12 protein-coding genes are annotated in these 15126 nt (G+C 25.7%); all 12 read left to right on the top strand.

Annotated features, from left to right (window positions below; translation table 11 throughout):
• Position 1: 1 nt before the first annotated feature.
• The 12 genes from KGF38_RS06820 to KGF38_RS06765 all read left to right on the top strand — a co-directional run bounded on the left by KGF38_RS06820 (position 2) and on the right by KGF38_RS06765 (position 14959).
• Positions 2 to 2014, top strand: a complete 2013-nt coding sequence (locus tag KGF38_RS06820) for a discoidin domain-containing protein (protein WP_074178341.1) — start codon at positions 2 to 4, stop codon at positions 2012 to 2014.
• The gene (locus KGF38_RS06815; RefSeq protein WP_074178340.1) at positions 2014 to 3507 is read left to right on the top strand and encodes a hypothetical protein; all 1494 of its coding nucleotides are present in this window, start codon (positions 2014 to 2016) and stop codon (positions 3505 to 3507) included. The genes KGF38_RS06820 and KGF38_RS06815 overlap by 1 nt, the downstream gene beginning before the upstream one ends.
• A 195-nt stretch (positions 3508 to 3702) precedes the next feature.
• Positions 3703 to 5214, top strand: coding sequence for a hypothetical protein (locus KGF38_RS06810; RefSeq protein WP_227832271.1), 1512 nt, complete (start codon positions 3703 to 3705; stop codon positions 5212 to 5214).
• Between the two features lie 4 nt (positions 5215 to 5218).
• Positions 5219 to 5824: a hypothetical protein gene (locus tag KGF38_RS06805; protein WP_054270802.1), complete on the top strand. Its 606-nt coding sequence runs from the start codon at positions 5219 to 5221 to the stop codon at positions 5822 to 5824.
• Between the two features lie 71 nt (positions 5825 to 5895).
• Positions 5896 to 8202 (top strand): hypothetical protein, encoded by a 2307-nt coding sequence (locus tag KGF38_RS06800; protein WP_054270801.1) that lies wholly within the window; start codon positions 5896 to 5898, stop codon positions 8200 to 8202.
• Positions 8203 to 8249: 47 nt separating this feature from the next.
• Entirely contained in the window at positions 8250 to 8930 is a 681-nt protein-coding gene (locus KGF38_RS06795) for a hypothetical protein (protein WP_054270800.1), read from the top strand.
• A gap of 114 nt (positions 8931 to 9044) precedes the next feature.
• Positions 9045 to 9662: a hypothetical protein gene (locus tag KGF38_RS06790; RefSeq protein ID WP_054270799.1), complete on the top strand. Its 618-nt coding sequence runs from the start codon at positions 9045 to 9047 to the stop codon at positions 9660 to 9662.
• Positions 9643 to 10767: a hypothetical protein gene (locus KGF38_RS06785; protein WP_054270798.1), complete on the top strand. Its 1125-nt coding sequence runs from the start codon at positions 9643 to 9645 to the stop codon at positions 10765 to 10767. Before KGF38_RS06790 ends, KGF38_RS06785 begins: the two co-directional genes overlap by 20 nt.
• Positions 10768 to 10788: 21 nt before the next feature.
• Positions 10789 to 11271, top strand: coding sequence for a hypothetical protein (locus KGF38_RS06780; protein WP_054270797.1), 483 nt, complete (start codon positions 10789 to 10791; stop codon positions 11269 to 11271).
• A gap of 1 nt (position 11272) precedes the next feature.
• Positions 11273 to 12340 (top strand): hypothetical protein, encoded by a 1068-nt coding sequence (locus tag KGF38_RS06775; RefSeq protein ID WP_074178338.1) that lies wholly within the window; start codon positions 11273 to 11275, stop codon positions 12338 to 12340.
• Positions 12333 to 12698, top strand: a complete 366-nt coding sequence (locus KGF38_RS06770; RefSeq protein ID WP_054270795.1) for a hypothetical protein — start codon at positions 12333 to 12335, stop codon at positions 12696 to 12698. Before KGF38_RS06775 ends, KGF38_RS06770 begins: the two co-directional genes overlap by 8 nt.
• A gap of 38 nt (positions 12699 to 12736) precedes the next feature.
• The gene (locus KGF38_RS06765) at positions 12737 to 14959 is read left to right on the top strand and encodes a hypothetical protein (RefSeq protein ID WP_074178337.1); all 2223 of its coding nucleotides are present in this window, start codon (positions 12737 to 12739) and stop codon (positions 14957 to 14959) included.
• Positions 14960 to 15126 lie beyond the last annotated feature (167 nt).

Raw genomic sequence — 15126 nt, 5'->3', positions numbered from 1 at the left:
TATGACCAGCACTGGAAGCATACCTATTCAAACAAAAACTGGTTGGAAAAGATATGACGATAATCATATAAATATATTGTATTCTAAAAATTACAAGAGAACATCTTTAAGTACATGTTATGGTGGTTCATGTTCATATGTTATTGATGCACCTCATGATGAAACTAATATTAATTTTACATTTATTGGAACAAAGATAAGATTGTTTTGTGTTAAGTTTAATGATAGGTCTGATGTAGTTGATATCGATATTGATGGTGCAATTGAACAATTCAGTACAAAAGACAATAGTGGCAATATTTCTACAGTGGTATATGAAAAGTTAGGATTAGAAAATAAAATACATAATGTTAAAATTTCTATAAATAAAAAAAGTCAATCTGTTCATTTTTTATTTGATTGTGTAGATATAGACGAAGATGGATATATCTTATCACCAATAGAAGGTAGATTAACTCAACGAACTTCAATAGAAGATATGGAAATAGGAGATATAATATCTTGTAGATATACTGCTTCTACTGCTGGAAAAATAGGAGATTTTTCAGAATTAGGAAATTGTAACTGTGAGGAAATTACAAGAGATGTATCAAGTTCAACACCAGATGGAAAATTCTTTTTTGTTAAAGTAGATGACAATAAATTAATAGCAGATAGAAATATACAAAACAATATATCTTGGAATCAGATTAATGGTAATTTAGACATATTTTATAAAGAAAAAATATTTCCTCTGAATATTTGTGAAAGTGATGAAACAGATGAATATGTTTTAAAAGCTAGTAGTGTGTATAATGAGAGATATGCATACAAAGCTTTTGGGAGTAAACTAGGATGGCATAGTAAAGGTGCTGGCTACCCACACACTTTACAAGTTACTTTCAAAACTCAACCTCAAAGAATAAATTTTTATAAATTTCATTTTGGAAATACTGAACAATACCCACAATCTGCAACTGAATGGACTATAGAAGCTAGTAATGATGAATTAAATTGGGTTGTTTTACATACAGTTAAAGAAAATCCAGCTCCAAAACATGATCAAATTAAAAATTATATATTTAAAAATGAAAATTTTTATAAACATTATCGAATAAAAATAACAAATTCAAATTCAGTTGATAAAAGTGTAGCCATAAAATGTTTAGATTTCTTTTATAAAGAATTTTCTATGTGTTTACCAGATGGAGGAGTAGCATATAATAACGATATAACAGTATCTTTCCCTAAAAAAGCTTTAAATGCAAATGAGACTGATGAATATATACTTTATGCAAGTGGGTCTCTTAGTGATGCACTTCTTACGTATAAAGCATTTAATAAAACAAACATTGACTCTAATGATTGTTGGCATAGTCCTAATGAAGCAAATCCATATATAAAAATATTTTCAAAAAAAGAAAAGATAATTTCAAATGGATTTATATTCACTAATAGAAATAGTGATTTATTCCCTCAAGCTCCTAATTTATGTATCGTATATGGTAGCAATGATAACGAAAAGTTTGAAAAGATATATGAGTCATCAAGCTTTCCTCAAAATGCTAGAGCGGTATCTTATCATTATTTCAATTCTCAGGTAGAATATTTATATTATCAATTTAATTTTAGTGGAGCAACAGGTTATGTAGCTATAGGAGAATTAGAAATGCTTAAAGAGTACGAGTACAAAAACTCTTCTTCAAGTTTAGTTAATAAAAATCAAGGAGGTTGGCCAACTATTAATGATTGGGATATATATATATGGAAAAATAACTTAAATGGAAAGATAGATGCAGGCGATAATGACATATGGAATTATAAATATCTTGTATCTTTCACCAAAAATATTGCAATTTTATCAATTCAATCTATATATGGAACTATTCCAGATGGAAATAGAATTGTTGTTAGAGGATATAATGACCAATATGTAAATGATAATAGTCCCAAAAGACTTGACATATCAATTACAACACATAAATCTTCTACTTTTGGGTTTAGACCTATGTTGGTTATAGGTGGTGAAGAATAATGGCTATTGTAGGTGAACAATTACTTCAACCAGAAGCAGGTTGGAAAAGATATGATGAATCAAAAATACGATCTATAAACAAAAACTGTAGTTCAGAGTCTAATAGTACTTATTATGGAGGTTCAAGCACTTTACTTAAAAGTACTGATAGCAGTTATAAATTCAAATTTTATGGAAATAAGTTAAGACTTATATCAGATAAAAATTCAAATAGACCAAAAGACAATACCAAGATAACTATTGATGGAATTGAGTATATAGCTAATTCATATAACAGTCAACCTATTCCACAGGTACTTGCAATTAGTTTAGAAAATCTAGAAAATTCTATACATGAAGTTGTAATATCACCTGTTAAAGAAGGATTTGTGGTTGTTGATTGTATAGATATAAATGAAGAAGGATATATCGCTGATTTACCTTTAGAAAAAAATAGAATTATTAATGTAATAAAAGTTGGAGAATACATTTCATGTAATTACACTTATAATAATGGTTTCACAGATTTTTATAGTGGGACAGACATGAATTTTATTTGTGTAAATCATACAGATAGAGAATCAATATTAATATCTGATAAAGTCTTTCCTAATTTGTCTTTTGATGAAATAAATCAAAAAGGATTTATATATGGTAATGAATTAGATAATCAGCCTTACAAACATAATTTATTAATAGTGCGTTCATTAACTGGTGGCTCTAACAATAATGGTTTATCTGAATATGATAAGTATATTGTAAATTCAGATTTGGATGGACTAATAACTCCAGGAGATAAAACTATTTGGAATTGGGACATTTGTAGTATAACAAGTTCTATATCAGCATCTGATAATTCTAAAATAATAACTAGAGGGTATTCTAGTTTAACAAACTATTCAACAAATAATACTTTTAATAACAAGGGACCAACATTTGGGTTTAGACCAGTATTAATTATTAAACATTCATATATATTTCCAATATTTGATATAAATTATTTTGGATATATTAATAATTGTTTTAATATAACTAATATAATTTTAGATGTCTCAATAAAAAAACCTAAAGCAATAATAGAGATAATAAATATAAATAATTCTCATACTTTAGTATCTACTGATTTGATAGATATAGTAAATGGTTCTTTAAATGTAGGCTATGTGTTTAATAAAAATGATTTTATATTAAATGAGAAAAATGAACTAAAGATTACTTTAATTGATGAAAATAATTTTAGTTCATTTATAAGAATAAATACATTCCCTACTGAAGATAAACTTTTTATATTTAATCACTCAATAACTTCTACTATTATTGAAAATAAATATAGCAAAGATAGAATGATTATTTGTGCAAATATAAAAGACAATTACAATATTTTATATTTAAATAATGATAAATATATATCAATAGATCTTGAAAAATTTATTGATGTAAGCAAAAGTACAAAGTTAAAATTCTTATTAGATAAAAATTCTAACTTAATTTCTTATGGAGTAGCATTTGTATAATAAGAAATGAACATTATAATGAATTAAGATTTAAATAAGAAAATAATTATTAATAGATAGTAAATAAAATTTAATCTAAAACTTACAAAATGGATATAAGGAAGAGTATATTAAATAATGTCAAGATACATAGTGTATTCAACTAATCTTAAAGAATCATAACAAATAAAGATGCTTAAAAGGAATTAAATAAATATGGACACATCAAAAAAGCTATTTAATGAACATGAATTTTATGGTAAAAATATTTATCTATTAGGAACTTCAGAATTTGGACCAGTAAACACTCCAATAAAAATAAACTCAATTTCTCATATGAATTCAAAATTTGGAAAAACAGGCTCTTTAGTTAAAGCATATAAAATTATAAAAGAATCTAAATTAGACTGTAAAGTTTATCTATGCAAAGTTACAGGAGCACATGCAGAAGTTTTTTTAGATGTAAAATGTACTAATGGTGAAGTAATAAAAAACTGTATACATATTAAATCAAAGTATGCGAATGAAATATATAATGATATAGAAATAATAGTAAATCAGGATGATTTGCAGGTAATCTATCCAAAAAGTTTAGGGGATTATGTATTAAAATATCCATATAAAAATTATCCTACACTATATGACCTATCAGAAGCTATAAATAAAGATTCTCAAAAACTAAAAGGGATGATAATTTGTAGTATTTATTGTGATTCTTATATAGAAACAAAGGAATCTATAAGTGAAGTAAATCAAAGTATATACAAACTTAGTGGAGGATATAGTGGATTAGATTGCAGTAAAAACACAATGTACAATAATTTAGATAGCACATACACTATTTTGGAAGGGCTTGACATAGATATTATTATGCCTTTAGGAGTATACTATGATGATACATTTACAGATGATATAGAAAAAATAGATAAATATTATGACCTAACTAGAGAATATCTAACTCTGAAAAATGGAGAAAGATATGTAACTTTTTATGAACAATTACTTATTTTTTGCATAGTACAAATGAAAACAGGTATTATAACTCATGGTGTAATTGGACTTAATCCAACTAATGAGATTTGGATAGATGAGAAAGAATATATTGGTAGATTAGAATATTTTAAAAAAATAAATGAAGTGTCAAAGTTTGATAAAAATTATGAACAATTGATAAGTGTAGTGGCTGGTGACATATATACCACATATGGTACTAATATTGTAAATGCAAGTATTGTATATGCTCCTCTTATAGCCAGTTTAAACATAATAGAAAATACTACAAATAAAGAAATTCCAGAGTCATTTTCATTATTTAATACTTTTGATATTTTAACAATAGAAAAAATGAATGAGCTTGGATATGTATCATTTAGATTCAGTCAGTTACTTAGAAGAGTAGTTGTATCAAACGGAATTACAATGAGTGAGCATACAGAATATAAGTATCTATGTAATGTAAGAATGATTCAATTGACTATGTGCTATATAAAAAAAATGATGTATTCATACATAGGTGAAAATATAGATGCTTTGCTATCATCTGGATATTTAAAAGAAAACTTAACACAATTGTTAGATGAATTAATAGATAAAGAAATTATAAGTAAATATATAATAAATGAATTGTTTAAACATAAGTCAGGAGAATTATTTTTAGATTTAAGTTTAAAGACAGTATATATGTTAGAGTATGTTAAAACCTATAGTGGATTGAGTATAGGTAGGTGAAAAAATGGATATGGAATTTATGCAAAATAATAAAAATATACTTACAACTGAAGAATATATTGATAATTTTGAAAAAATGGAAGAAATATTAGGAGACATTTTAAATGTAGAATTAGAGGATAATTGGGGAGCAATTTCCTTTGACACAATAAAAAAAGATGAAGCAAATAAAATTATACTTCCACAAATAAATTATATTGTAAAATTAAGAGAAACATCTAAAGGAAAAAGTCATAAACCAATGTTGACTGATGTAATAGATGAATCAAATGAAAATAAAGAAAAAACAGGTAAGGTCATTAAAGTATATAGACAAAGTTTTGATTGTATATTAGAATTTAGATTTCTAACTAAAACACAAAGAGAATGTAGAAAACTCATGGAAGATTTCGAAGATATAATAGTGTCTTATACAGGATTTCTAAAGAAAAAAGGTCTTGGAGAGATTTTCTTTTTAAAGGAGATGTCGACTGAAGATAACATAGGTTTTGATAAAAATATTTCAGTCAAAATATCTGAATATTTTATACGATTAGAGAAAGTAAAGACTTTAAACGTTAATAAACTAAAAAGTATAGAAATGAAATTTTCTATACAGGATAGAATTTAACCAAGAATAATGTGAATTTTACTTGGTATAAAATCTGTAAAATCTACAAGATTTAGAGGAGGAAAACCTTTATGGCAAATTTAGGAAATTTGTATCCTAATCTTCCAGGAATGTTAGTTGAATTTAAAGATGGTGGTTCTGCACTTAGATTTAGCTCAGATGAATACAATACTGATAGCATGTTGTTACTTGGTACAGCAGTTGATGGACCAGTAATGGAGCCAGTAGCTATAGATGATTCTTCTATAGAATTACTATTTGGCTCAGATATTAATTTAAATGGAATTCCAAATGGTGCAACATTAGTTCACTCATATAAGCAAGCTAGAGAGGCTGGATGCCAAGATATAAGAGTGATGAGAATATCTGGTACATGTTCAACATCAAATATAAGTGCACCATCACAAGTGGTTGAAAGAAATAAAAAAATAGATGAGGATTTATCCATTATTCAAGGTTGTGAGAAAACTGATATAAAACTAAGTGGAAAAGGAATTGTTCCAAGTTCGATTAGAGTGTATGTAAAAGGAATTGAGCTATTATCTGGATTTACATATAATGAATCTACAAAAAGTATATCAATAGAAAAAAATGCTTGTGATGCAGGAGTACCTGTTTCAGTATCTTATAGTTATAGATATTGGGTTGAGCAGAAACCAGAATATTTAACTTTAAATAAAGATAAAAAAATTTTTCTATCCAATATACCAAATGGAGCTGCTATAGTAGCTACTTATGATGGTAAACCTATAGAGGATGACATTGAAATGAATGATAATGTTATAACAATGCCATCTTTAAGTGAAGGAGAAAAAGTAGCTGTTGGTTATAGGGTAGAAGTTGTTGGAGAAGATATAGAAACTCAATTAGATGGAAATATTTTTATGACAGCTACAACAACTCAAAAACTACTTTTAAGCAATACTCCAGTAGATGGAACACTTATATTATATGTTGGTGGAAGTAAAGTACTCGATTTGAACTCTTTTTCAATAGATAAAAAATCAAAGACTATAACTCTTAAAAAAGAATGTTTTGAAATGGGGCAAGTAGTATCAGTAAGTTATTATATGCCATTTAAAGAAAATATAGAAAGAAAAATAAGATTAAAATCTAGGTTTGCTGGAGATATATATAATTTAGGTCAAGTGAAAGTAGAAGATTTGAGAGATACTTTTGGCAATTATATAGGAAAATATGTAAAAATAATTAAGCCAGAATCTAAAATGAGTATTGGTGAAGAACCATTGATATTGTCAACTCTTGACTACATAACCTTTGGAGAGTTAGTAGATGCAATAAATACTTTACAAACAACATATTTTGCAGAAACAGATACACCAGAAGTACTAACAAAAGACTTGATAAAATCAGCTACATATTTTATAGGAGGCTCTAATGGTTTAGACATGAATAAAGAAGATATGTTTAAAGCATTATCAGGAGAAAGGGATAGAAATGGATATATAGTAAAACAAGGTGCTTATCAGTTGCTTGAAAATTATAATGTAGATTGGATAGTACCCTTAGGTGTTTATGCTGATGATAAACTATTTGACAGACATCAAAATTTTGCATATGAACTTGCTTTATTTTGTGCAGTCTTATCTTATAGAAATAAATCTACATATGGCGTGATATCAATGAATCCATTAAAAGACACCTCTTTGTCAGGTGTTCAATTACACTCTAAATATTTAACACAATATAATAATGAGTTTTTAATGAAAGATGATAAAGGCTCTATAATTACTGATGGACAGGGAAATTGTATAGACCTTGGAAAGTTTATATCAGTGGTTGCAGGGCCTACACCTATAGTTGAACATAGGGTAAGTTCACTTAGAGAAGGAAATGCGGCAGTGCTTTATGCTGCTTTAAATACGAATATCTTACCATATTCATCTCCAACAAATAAGATATTAAGTGGTGTAAAATCATTAAAGTACTCTTTTTCAAATGCACAATTAAATGATATAACAGGGAATAAATTTGTTTCATTCAATTCTAAAAAATTAAATAGCAGAACTTGTTTAAATAAGGTTTTTGTAGTGGATGCTCCAACATCCGCAAAGAAAGATAGTGTATACTCAAAATTATCTACATTAAAGGTTATGAGAGCAGTAACTGATAATATAAGAGAAGTAGCAGACCCATTTATAGGGGAAGCAAATACAATAGAGCAGAGAAATGCATTAAGTGCAACAATTGCAAAGAGATTAGATACATTACTATTACAAGGAGCTATACTAGATTATAGTTTTAACCTAATAGCAACGCAACAAGATTTAATATTAGGACAGGCTAAGCTAGAAGTTGGTATAGTAGCACCACAAGAACTTAGAAAAATAACCACTATAGTAGGTTTAAAAAAATAAAATGGAAGAAAATATCCATTTAGATTTAATGGTTAGGAGATATCACTATGGCAAGCACGAATATAAACACACTAACAGCATTTTCTGGAGCTGATTTAATTGTAAGCTTTGCAAATCAAGTTATTGGAGAATTACAAAAAATATCATGGAGTATAGAACGTGAAAAAAAGCCAGTATATACATTAGGAAGTCCAGATGCACGAAGTTTTTCAAGTGGAAAAAGAGAGATTAAAGGGTCATTAGTATTTGCTATGTTTGACCAAGATTCTCTAATTAAATCTATGAAAAGCATTTTGAAATCATCAGAATCTACAGTATTTACAACTTCAGGAACTTTAGCTATAACTGAAGAGGAAAATTTTATAAATGCAGTAGAAATGTTGAAGTGGAATGTTACAGCACAAGATGCTATGAATATGAATAGTAAGTCTAAGTATAATGAAAATAATTCTAGAGTAAGTGATGAAAACTTTAAAGTACCTAATGGATTTAGTCCGATAAGAGATAATAGAATAGTTTATTTAGATTCTTTGCCACCATTTGATATAACAATGACATTTGGAAATGAACAAGGTCAATGTGCATTTCAAAAGATATATGATGTTGATATAGTAGATGAATCTAGTGAGGTATCTATTGATACAATCGTCTTAGAGAAAAAGCTAAATTATAGAGCTAGAAAAATATCACCACTTATACAAGGTGTATACTCAAAAGATGAAAAATAAAAATAAATCATAAAATTAAAAAACCCATGTAGTTAAATCTTTGTAAGTATATTTTGTGTATTTAAAAACTATATGGGTTTTTTCTAAATATAAATAAAAAGAGAGGTAAATAAAATGGATTTAGATAATACTTTTTACAAAGCATTCTCAAGTACAGATTCTCTCGCATTTATTTTATTTCCAGAATCTAAGCCAATTCTTTTAGGTAGCTTGACAAGTATATCCTACTCAATTCAAAGAAATAAAAAGCCAGTAGCATCAATAGGAAGTACACATGTATCTGGATATACTCGAGGACCTAAGATGATTTCTGGGAAAATGGATTTTACTTTAATAAATCAGAATCTAATAAGTGATTTGACAAATAAAGTTTCAATTTTATCTAATAAAAAAAAGATTAGTTCAGATGAATTGCCCTTATTTGATGTGATGATAGTATCTTTAAATGAATACAAATATGCCACACAAATGATGATATATGGAATAGATATTACCAATGATAGTCAAATTATTTCTATTGAGGATGTTTTTATAAAAAATATAATTCACTTTGTAGCAATGGATTTGAAGGATTTTGCAAATTTAGAAACTCATAAAACAGTATCAAATAATATAAGTAATTCAAATATATACTCAAATTCAGTATTCTATTATGATTTTACGATTGAAGGATATGAATATTCTAAAAAAAGCAATTTGAAAGGCGTTAAATATGACAAATTTAAACTTTGATGATGTAAATAAAAAAAGGAGAGATTATAGTACATATAAAGAAGAGTTTTATGGTAGTTCGGATGTATTGATTTATATAAATGGAAAACATAATAAACAAATATCTGCAATAAAATTTTATGTCAAAGAACAAAGTAAACCTATTTATGGATATACATCTAATACATTTGATAATATAGCTATTGGAAATAGGATAGTATTAGGTTATATAAAAATCCCTGTCAGCAATGCTTTAAAAAATTTCTCTAATTCTTTAGAACAAAATATAAATACTTGTGATGAGCCTATTTCAAATAAAGAAGAAAAAATATCTATACCAGATTGGATATATGGATATGATTTAAGAAATCTAAATGATAAATGTATATATGGAGAATATGACAATGTCTTATATAAAAATCAATGTAATGTATATGACAATGATGTCTCATTTCTTTATGATAAATCTCTGTTCTATGTTAATTTTGGTAGCAAATATGATATTAGAGTACATTCTGTTCAAACAGCTTTAGTATATATGGGATATATGTATGAGGAACGAAGCTTTAGTGAATTAAAATATGGTTATTATTGTGTGTGTACATATGATATGATTAAGGTTTTTCAAAAAGAACATAAGATAATACCAACTGGAAGATTGTGTAAGAAGACCTGGAGTTTGATATTTAGAAAATTATATTCCAATTATAATATAATTATTTTGAAGAATAGTGAAAAAGAAATCTGTATTAAAGATAAACAAGAAGAGAATCAATATAAATCGCCTTGTAATCTAAAAGCTATAAATTCTTTTATATATGATGAAGTAGAATGTGATTATAATTTGATTGATGCTTTAATAGATGATTGTTATTATGGAGAGAACAAGCAAAAGTTTGACTTAGAAGATTCAGACTATCAACTTTCTTTTAATCCAAATAATATAAATACACTTAAAAAGAGTAAGTTTTCTATAAGTCTTATATATGGAGACAAAAAAGAAAAATATCGAAAAATTATTGGAGTATCACCTATATCAGTAAGTCAAGAAATAGATACAACAGGAAATCCTGTATACGATGTTTATGAATTTATAGCAAAAGATGTAATTGAAATTAACAATTAAATAGTGTTTGGAGGAGATTAAATGAATTATGATGAAAAAAAAATAGATTTATTGGCAAAACAGGCCAAGTTGGATTTAGAATCTCAATATGGAAAAAATATAGATGAAATTGATTTATATGCAGATGTTTTTAATGATGGCAGTAAAAATGAAAAACTGAAAGATTTAGCGTTAGAAGATACACCATTATTTAAAGATGGACCAGGGACAATTCAATTACAAACATGGAAAAAGAAATGGTCTGATTATGATATATATATGATTGATATTTTAAAAAAAAGGTTTATATTTAGAACTATTAATAGATTTGAATATAAGCAGTTATTGTCTCTTCAAAATATTGATACTTTAGAACGTGAAGAAATTATATGCCAAACTGTGACATTATGGCCAGAAAACTATGATTGGAAAGATAAGTCTAAGGCAGGATTAGCAACTTCATATTCTGAAGTTATTATGGAGAAGTCAGGTTTTACAAAAGATTTTGTAATAGAGGTAATATAGAATGCTTTCAATACAAGATATTATAAATATAAAAGAAAAAATGGGTTATAAAAAATTAATTCATATCAAATTTGGCACACATGAATATATATTTAAATTGATTAATCTAAATATATATATGAAAGCTAGTATTATTTCTAATACATACGAAGAATTTAATGATTTTATATGTCAATCTGCATTAATATATCCTAAGGAATTTATTTTTTCAAAAAGTTCAGTGGCAGGATTAACAGATGAAATTTCTAAAAAACTAATTTATGAATCTCATATTTTAGATGAAAGTTCAATAGTAAATTGTTTTGAGGAAAGTAGAGGAAAACTTAATACTTTTTTAGAACAAAGTAAGCTATTTGTAAAAGCAGCATTTCCAGATATTTCTTTTAAAGAAATATGTAATTGGGATTATGAGAAGCTTATGGATATGACAGCTAAGTCTGAATATATTCTTAAACTAAGAGGTGTAGATGTAAATCTTGAATATGACAAAGACTATTTAAATAATAAATCTAATAAAGAATATATGAATAGTCAAAATAAGATAAAAAGTTTAAACAAGAAAAACCTCAAAATTAATTATATAAAACCTAAATACTATCATCTAGATTCTAATAAATTTATAAATACAAAATGGGACACTCCAGATAAACTAAAAGTGATAGAGAATAAAAATATACAAAAACTAAATATAGAAACTAAATATATAGGCTCAAATGTTTTGAACATAGGGAATAAAAATAATAAAGATAATATTACTTATTCAATATATAAAAAAGATAAGAATAAAGACTCTACTGAAAATGAAGATGACTTTAAAAATGGTAATTATAGAATTAATTCTAAAATAAATGATTTTTATATCGACGAAAGTTTAAAAGATTATAACAACATATCAAAGATTCATTTAGAAATAAGAGATATTTTAAATAGAGCAGGATATAAAAATATTGATATAAATTATATTTTAGGTGGAAAAGATTCAAATATAGATTTAAATTTTTATGAAAACAGACTTGAAAAACTTAAAATAAAGATGTTAAAAATGATTGGAGATATTATACATGAATAGTATAAATAATATTGAAGAAAAATTTTATGAAGAATATGAAAACTTTTTATTAGGAAGAGGAATAAAAGCTAAGGTAGTTTTTAATAATATTAAATCTAAATTAAATGACGAATATTATAATTCAGAAAGTAAAGATAACATAATAGAAGATGATATTTTGATAAACAATGATAAAGCATTAAATATGAAAATATCTGCTCAATCCCCTTTAGATGCTAATATAGATTATGGTGAAAAGATTATAAAAAAATTATTTAAAAATATAAAAAATTTAAATATAAGAACTACAATACAAGATGATAGAAAAGATATAACAAGCGATGAAATTGAAAGCATAATATCTAAAATCATTTTATGAATTTATAAAAGTACTTATGAGCTAAAGAGGGTGAATTTATGGGTAATGAGTCTAATAAAAGTTCAAATCAATCATATTATGGAGCTATTGCTCAGGAAATAACAGATAGAGATAGTCAAGAAATAGTTAATATGTTATATAAAGAAGCAACACTTAGAAACTTAAGTAATAAATATAAACCTTTAAGTTATTATGAATATATTCAGTATGAACATAGACTCAAATATAAAGACAATGTTGATAATATTTTTAGAATAGGAGATTGCTGTTTTGAAATACCTCCAGAATATATAAGTGTAACTTCTACCAATGATGGTGAAAGTTTTAATGAAAATAGGTTTGCAAATATAGGACAATCTAAAAAACGGAATATAAGAAGAGAAATATTTGTAAACTTAATGACAAATGGTATAAATCAAGTTAATGGATATAAGGTGGAATCACCATTTGATTTCAAATATTATGTAGATGGATTAAGAAATTTAATTTGTCAATTTAAATATACTCCATTTGTTCCAATTGAATGTAAAGTTGTGAATAATGCAAATGGTATAAATAATGTGGCCTTAAAAAGTATGTCAGTTGAAACTGTAGAAGGTTTTTCTGAGAGTCTAAGAATTAAAATAATTATGGAAGAGCTTAATGTAAATCCTTATTTTAATAAAGATTATGTCTCATTAGATAACCATATAGATTGGGATTTGTATAGATTTTATACTCAAAAAAATCTTGAAAATTCTAATTTATCGAGGATTAATAAGATAAAGTCAGTAAACTTTACTGGTAAATTTACATTTAAAAAATTACACTCAAAAAATATAGATTCTAATAAAATAAAGAGCAAAACCACAACAACAAATAAAATTTATTTTGATGAAATATTAAGTGATAAAGAAAATGTGTATCTTACATATATCAATTTTAATTTAAATAATATATTTTCTAACATAAAACTAAATAATGGTGAAATACCAACAAAACAATACATGGGATTTGATAAAATTGACTTTGTGTTTGTATTTAAAACTAGTGATGAGAGTATAATAAAAAAATTCAACAAATTAAATAATAAAAATAGAAATTTTGAAAATGAAAATATAGATATTATAAAAGTGGAAAATGAACTTGTTAATTTGACTGGCACAGAATACATAATGATAAAAGATGTTCAAGTAGATACTGTTTTAGGATTTTCTGGACTATACAATATAACTATTAAATGTAGAAGTTATGATATAGATAAAATCCAAAAGACTAAACCAATAGGATTTAGACCATTCTATGAAGTTAAGGAAACAAATGGATATGAATATAATGAAATTCCTGAGGGTAGATTAGGTACAAAAGAGGATTTTATAGATTGTACATCTAGAGGTATAGATAGGAAAACTATGCAAGATATTTGTGTTAACAAGAAAATTATGTATTTAGAAATGTATCCAACTCTAAATTTACCAAAATATTACGAAATAGACAATGCTATACAAAATATAAGAGATTTTAGATTTAAAAATGGAGTTAAACAAACATCTCTTATAAAATATCCTAGAACAGATATTGTTATGAATAAAATAGAAGAAAATGAAAAATATAATGGTTTTGTAGAACCAGATTTTTATATTATATATCCTGATAAATTTGAATTTAGTAAAGTTAATGTACAACTAGAAAATATTAAATCAGATACAGTTATAGAACCAGAATATAAATATGGATATGAACCTCAAGATATAAATAAATTGGAGAACGAATTTAGAAAAGATCTACCTTCTGATGAAAATTTAATATTTAAGAATGAAAATTTTAATAAAATACATGGTAATGAGATTGGAAAATTTAATATTGAACAAGTAAAACCAAAGCAATCCTTTAAAAAACTTCCTGAGAATAATCCAAGTACAGTTGTAGAAAATATGTTAGTGGATGAATTTTTATATTCACAAAAAGGTACATTTACTAGAGCATTTCCAAACTTTATATTTATGTTATGTGATGAAGATATAGGCTTTTTAGAGGGAAAAAAAAGTTGGACAAACTACTATATATACAAATCTGTTGTAGATATAAAAATATCACAAAATGTTGATTCTCCCATATCAAGTGCAAAAGTAATCATTTCTAATGATTTTAATAATAAGAAAAATTTAGATGATAATAATTATATAAAAAATGATGTTTTAAATATATTTAATAAAAATCAACCTATATCATCAAAATGTTCAGAGGAATATAAAATAGATTCAAAATCTGAAATTGATTAAAAAATAGCTACGCACACTTGTGACTTTAGTCGTGAGTTAGTAGCTAAAATAGTCAGCATATAGGGAAACTTATATGTAGAGATAGGATAGAACCTATCCAATACTACTTGAATTGCTGGAAACCCCTAAAGCTAACCAAACTAAAACATAAGGATGAAATAAACCTA

Source organism: Clostridioides sp. ZZV14-6387 (genome assembly GCF_020657835.1).
Lineage (GTDB): Bacteria > Bacillota > Clostridia > Peptostreptococcales > Peptostreptococcaceae > Clostridioides > Clostridioides difficile_A.
Note: the sequence above shows the minus strand (reverse complement) of the source record. Positions and strands in the feature narration are given on the sequence as shown.

Excerpts from the sequence above, each read along its gene's own strand:
- KGF38_RS06820 (WP_074178341.1), top strand. The coding sequence starts at position 2 with ATGACCAGCACTGGAAGCATACCTATTCAAACAAAAACTGGTTGGAAA.
- KGF38_RS06815 (WP_074178340.1), top strand. The coding sequence starts at position 2,014 with ATGGCTATTGTAGGTGAACAATTACTTCAACCAGAAGCAGGTTGGAAA.
- KGF38_RS06810 (WP_227832271.1), top strand. The coding sequence starts at position 3,703 with ATGGACACATCAAAAAAGCTATTTAATGAACATGAATTTTATGGTAAA.
- KGF38_RS06805 (WP_054270802.1), top strand. The coding sequence starts at position 5,219 with ATGGATATGGAATTTATGCAAAATAATAAAAATATACTTACAACTGAA.
- KGF38_RS06800 (WP_054270801.1), top strand. The coding sequence starts at position 5,896 with ATGGCAAATTTAGGAAATTTGTATCCTAATCTTCCAGGAATGTTAGTT.
- KGF38_RS06795 (WP_054270800.1), top strand. The coding sequence starts at position 8,250 with ATGGCAAGCACGAATATAAACACACTAACAGCATTTTCTGGAGCTGAT.
- KGF38_RS06790 (WP_054270799.1), top strand. The coding sequence starts at position 9,045 with ATGGATTTAGATAATACTTTTTACAAAGCATTCTCAAGTACAGATTCT.
- KGF38_RS06785 (WP_054270798.1), top strand. The coding sequence starts at position 9,643 with ATGACAAATTTAAACTTTGATGATGTAAATAAAAAAAGGAGAGATTAT.
- KGF38_RS06780 (WP_054270797.1), top strand. The coding sequence starts at position 10,789 with ATGAATTATGATGAAAAAAAAATAGATTTATTGGCAAAACAGGCCAAG.
- KGF38_RS06775 (WP_074178338.1), top strand. The coding sequence starts at position 11,273 with ATGCTTTCAATACAAGATATTATAAATATAAAAGAAAAAATGGGTTAT.
- KGF38_RS06770 (WP_054270795.1), top strand. The coding sequence starts at position 12,333 with ATGAATAGTATAAATAATATTGAAGAAAAATTTTATGAAGAATATGAA.
- KGF38_RS06765 (WP_074178337.1), top strand. The coding sequence starts at position 12,737 with ATGGGTAATGAGTCTAATAAAAGTTCAAATCAATCATATTATGGAGCT.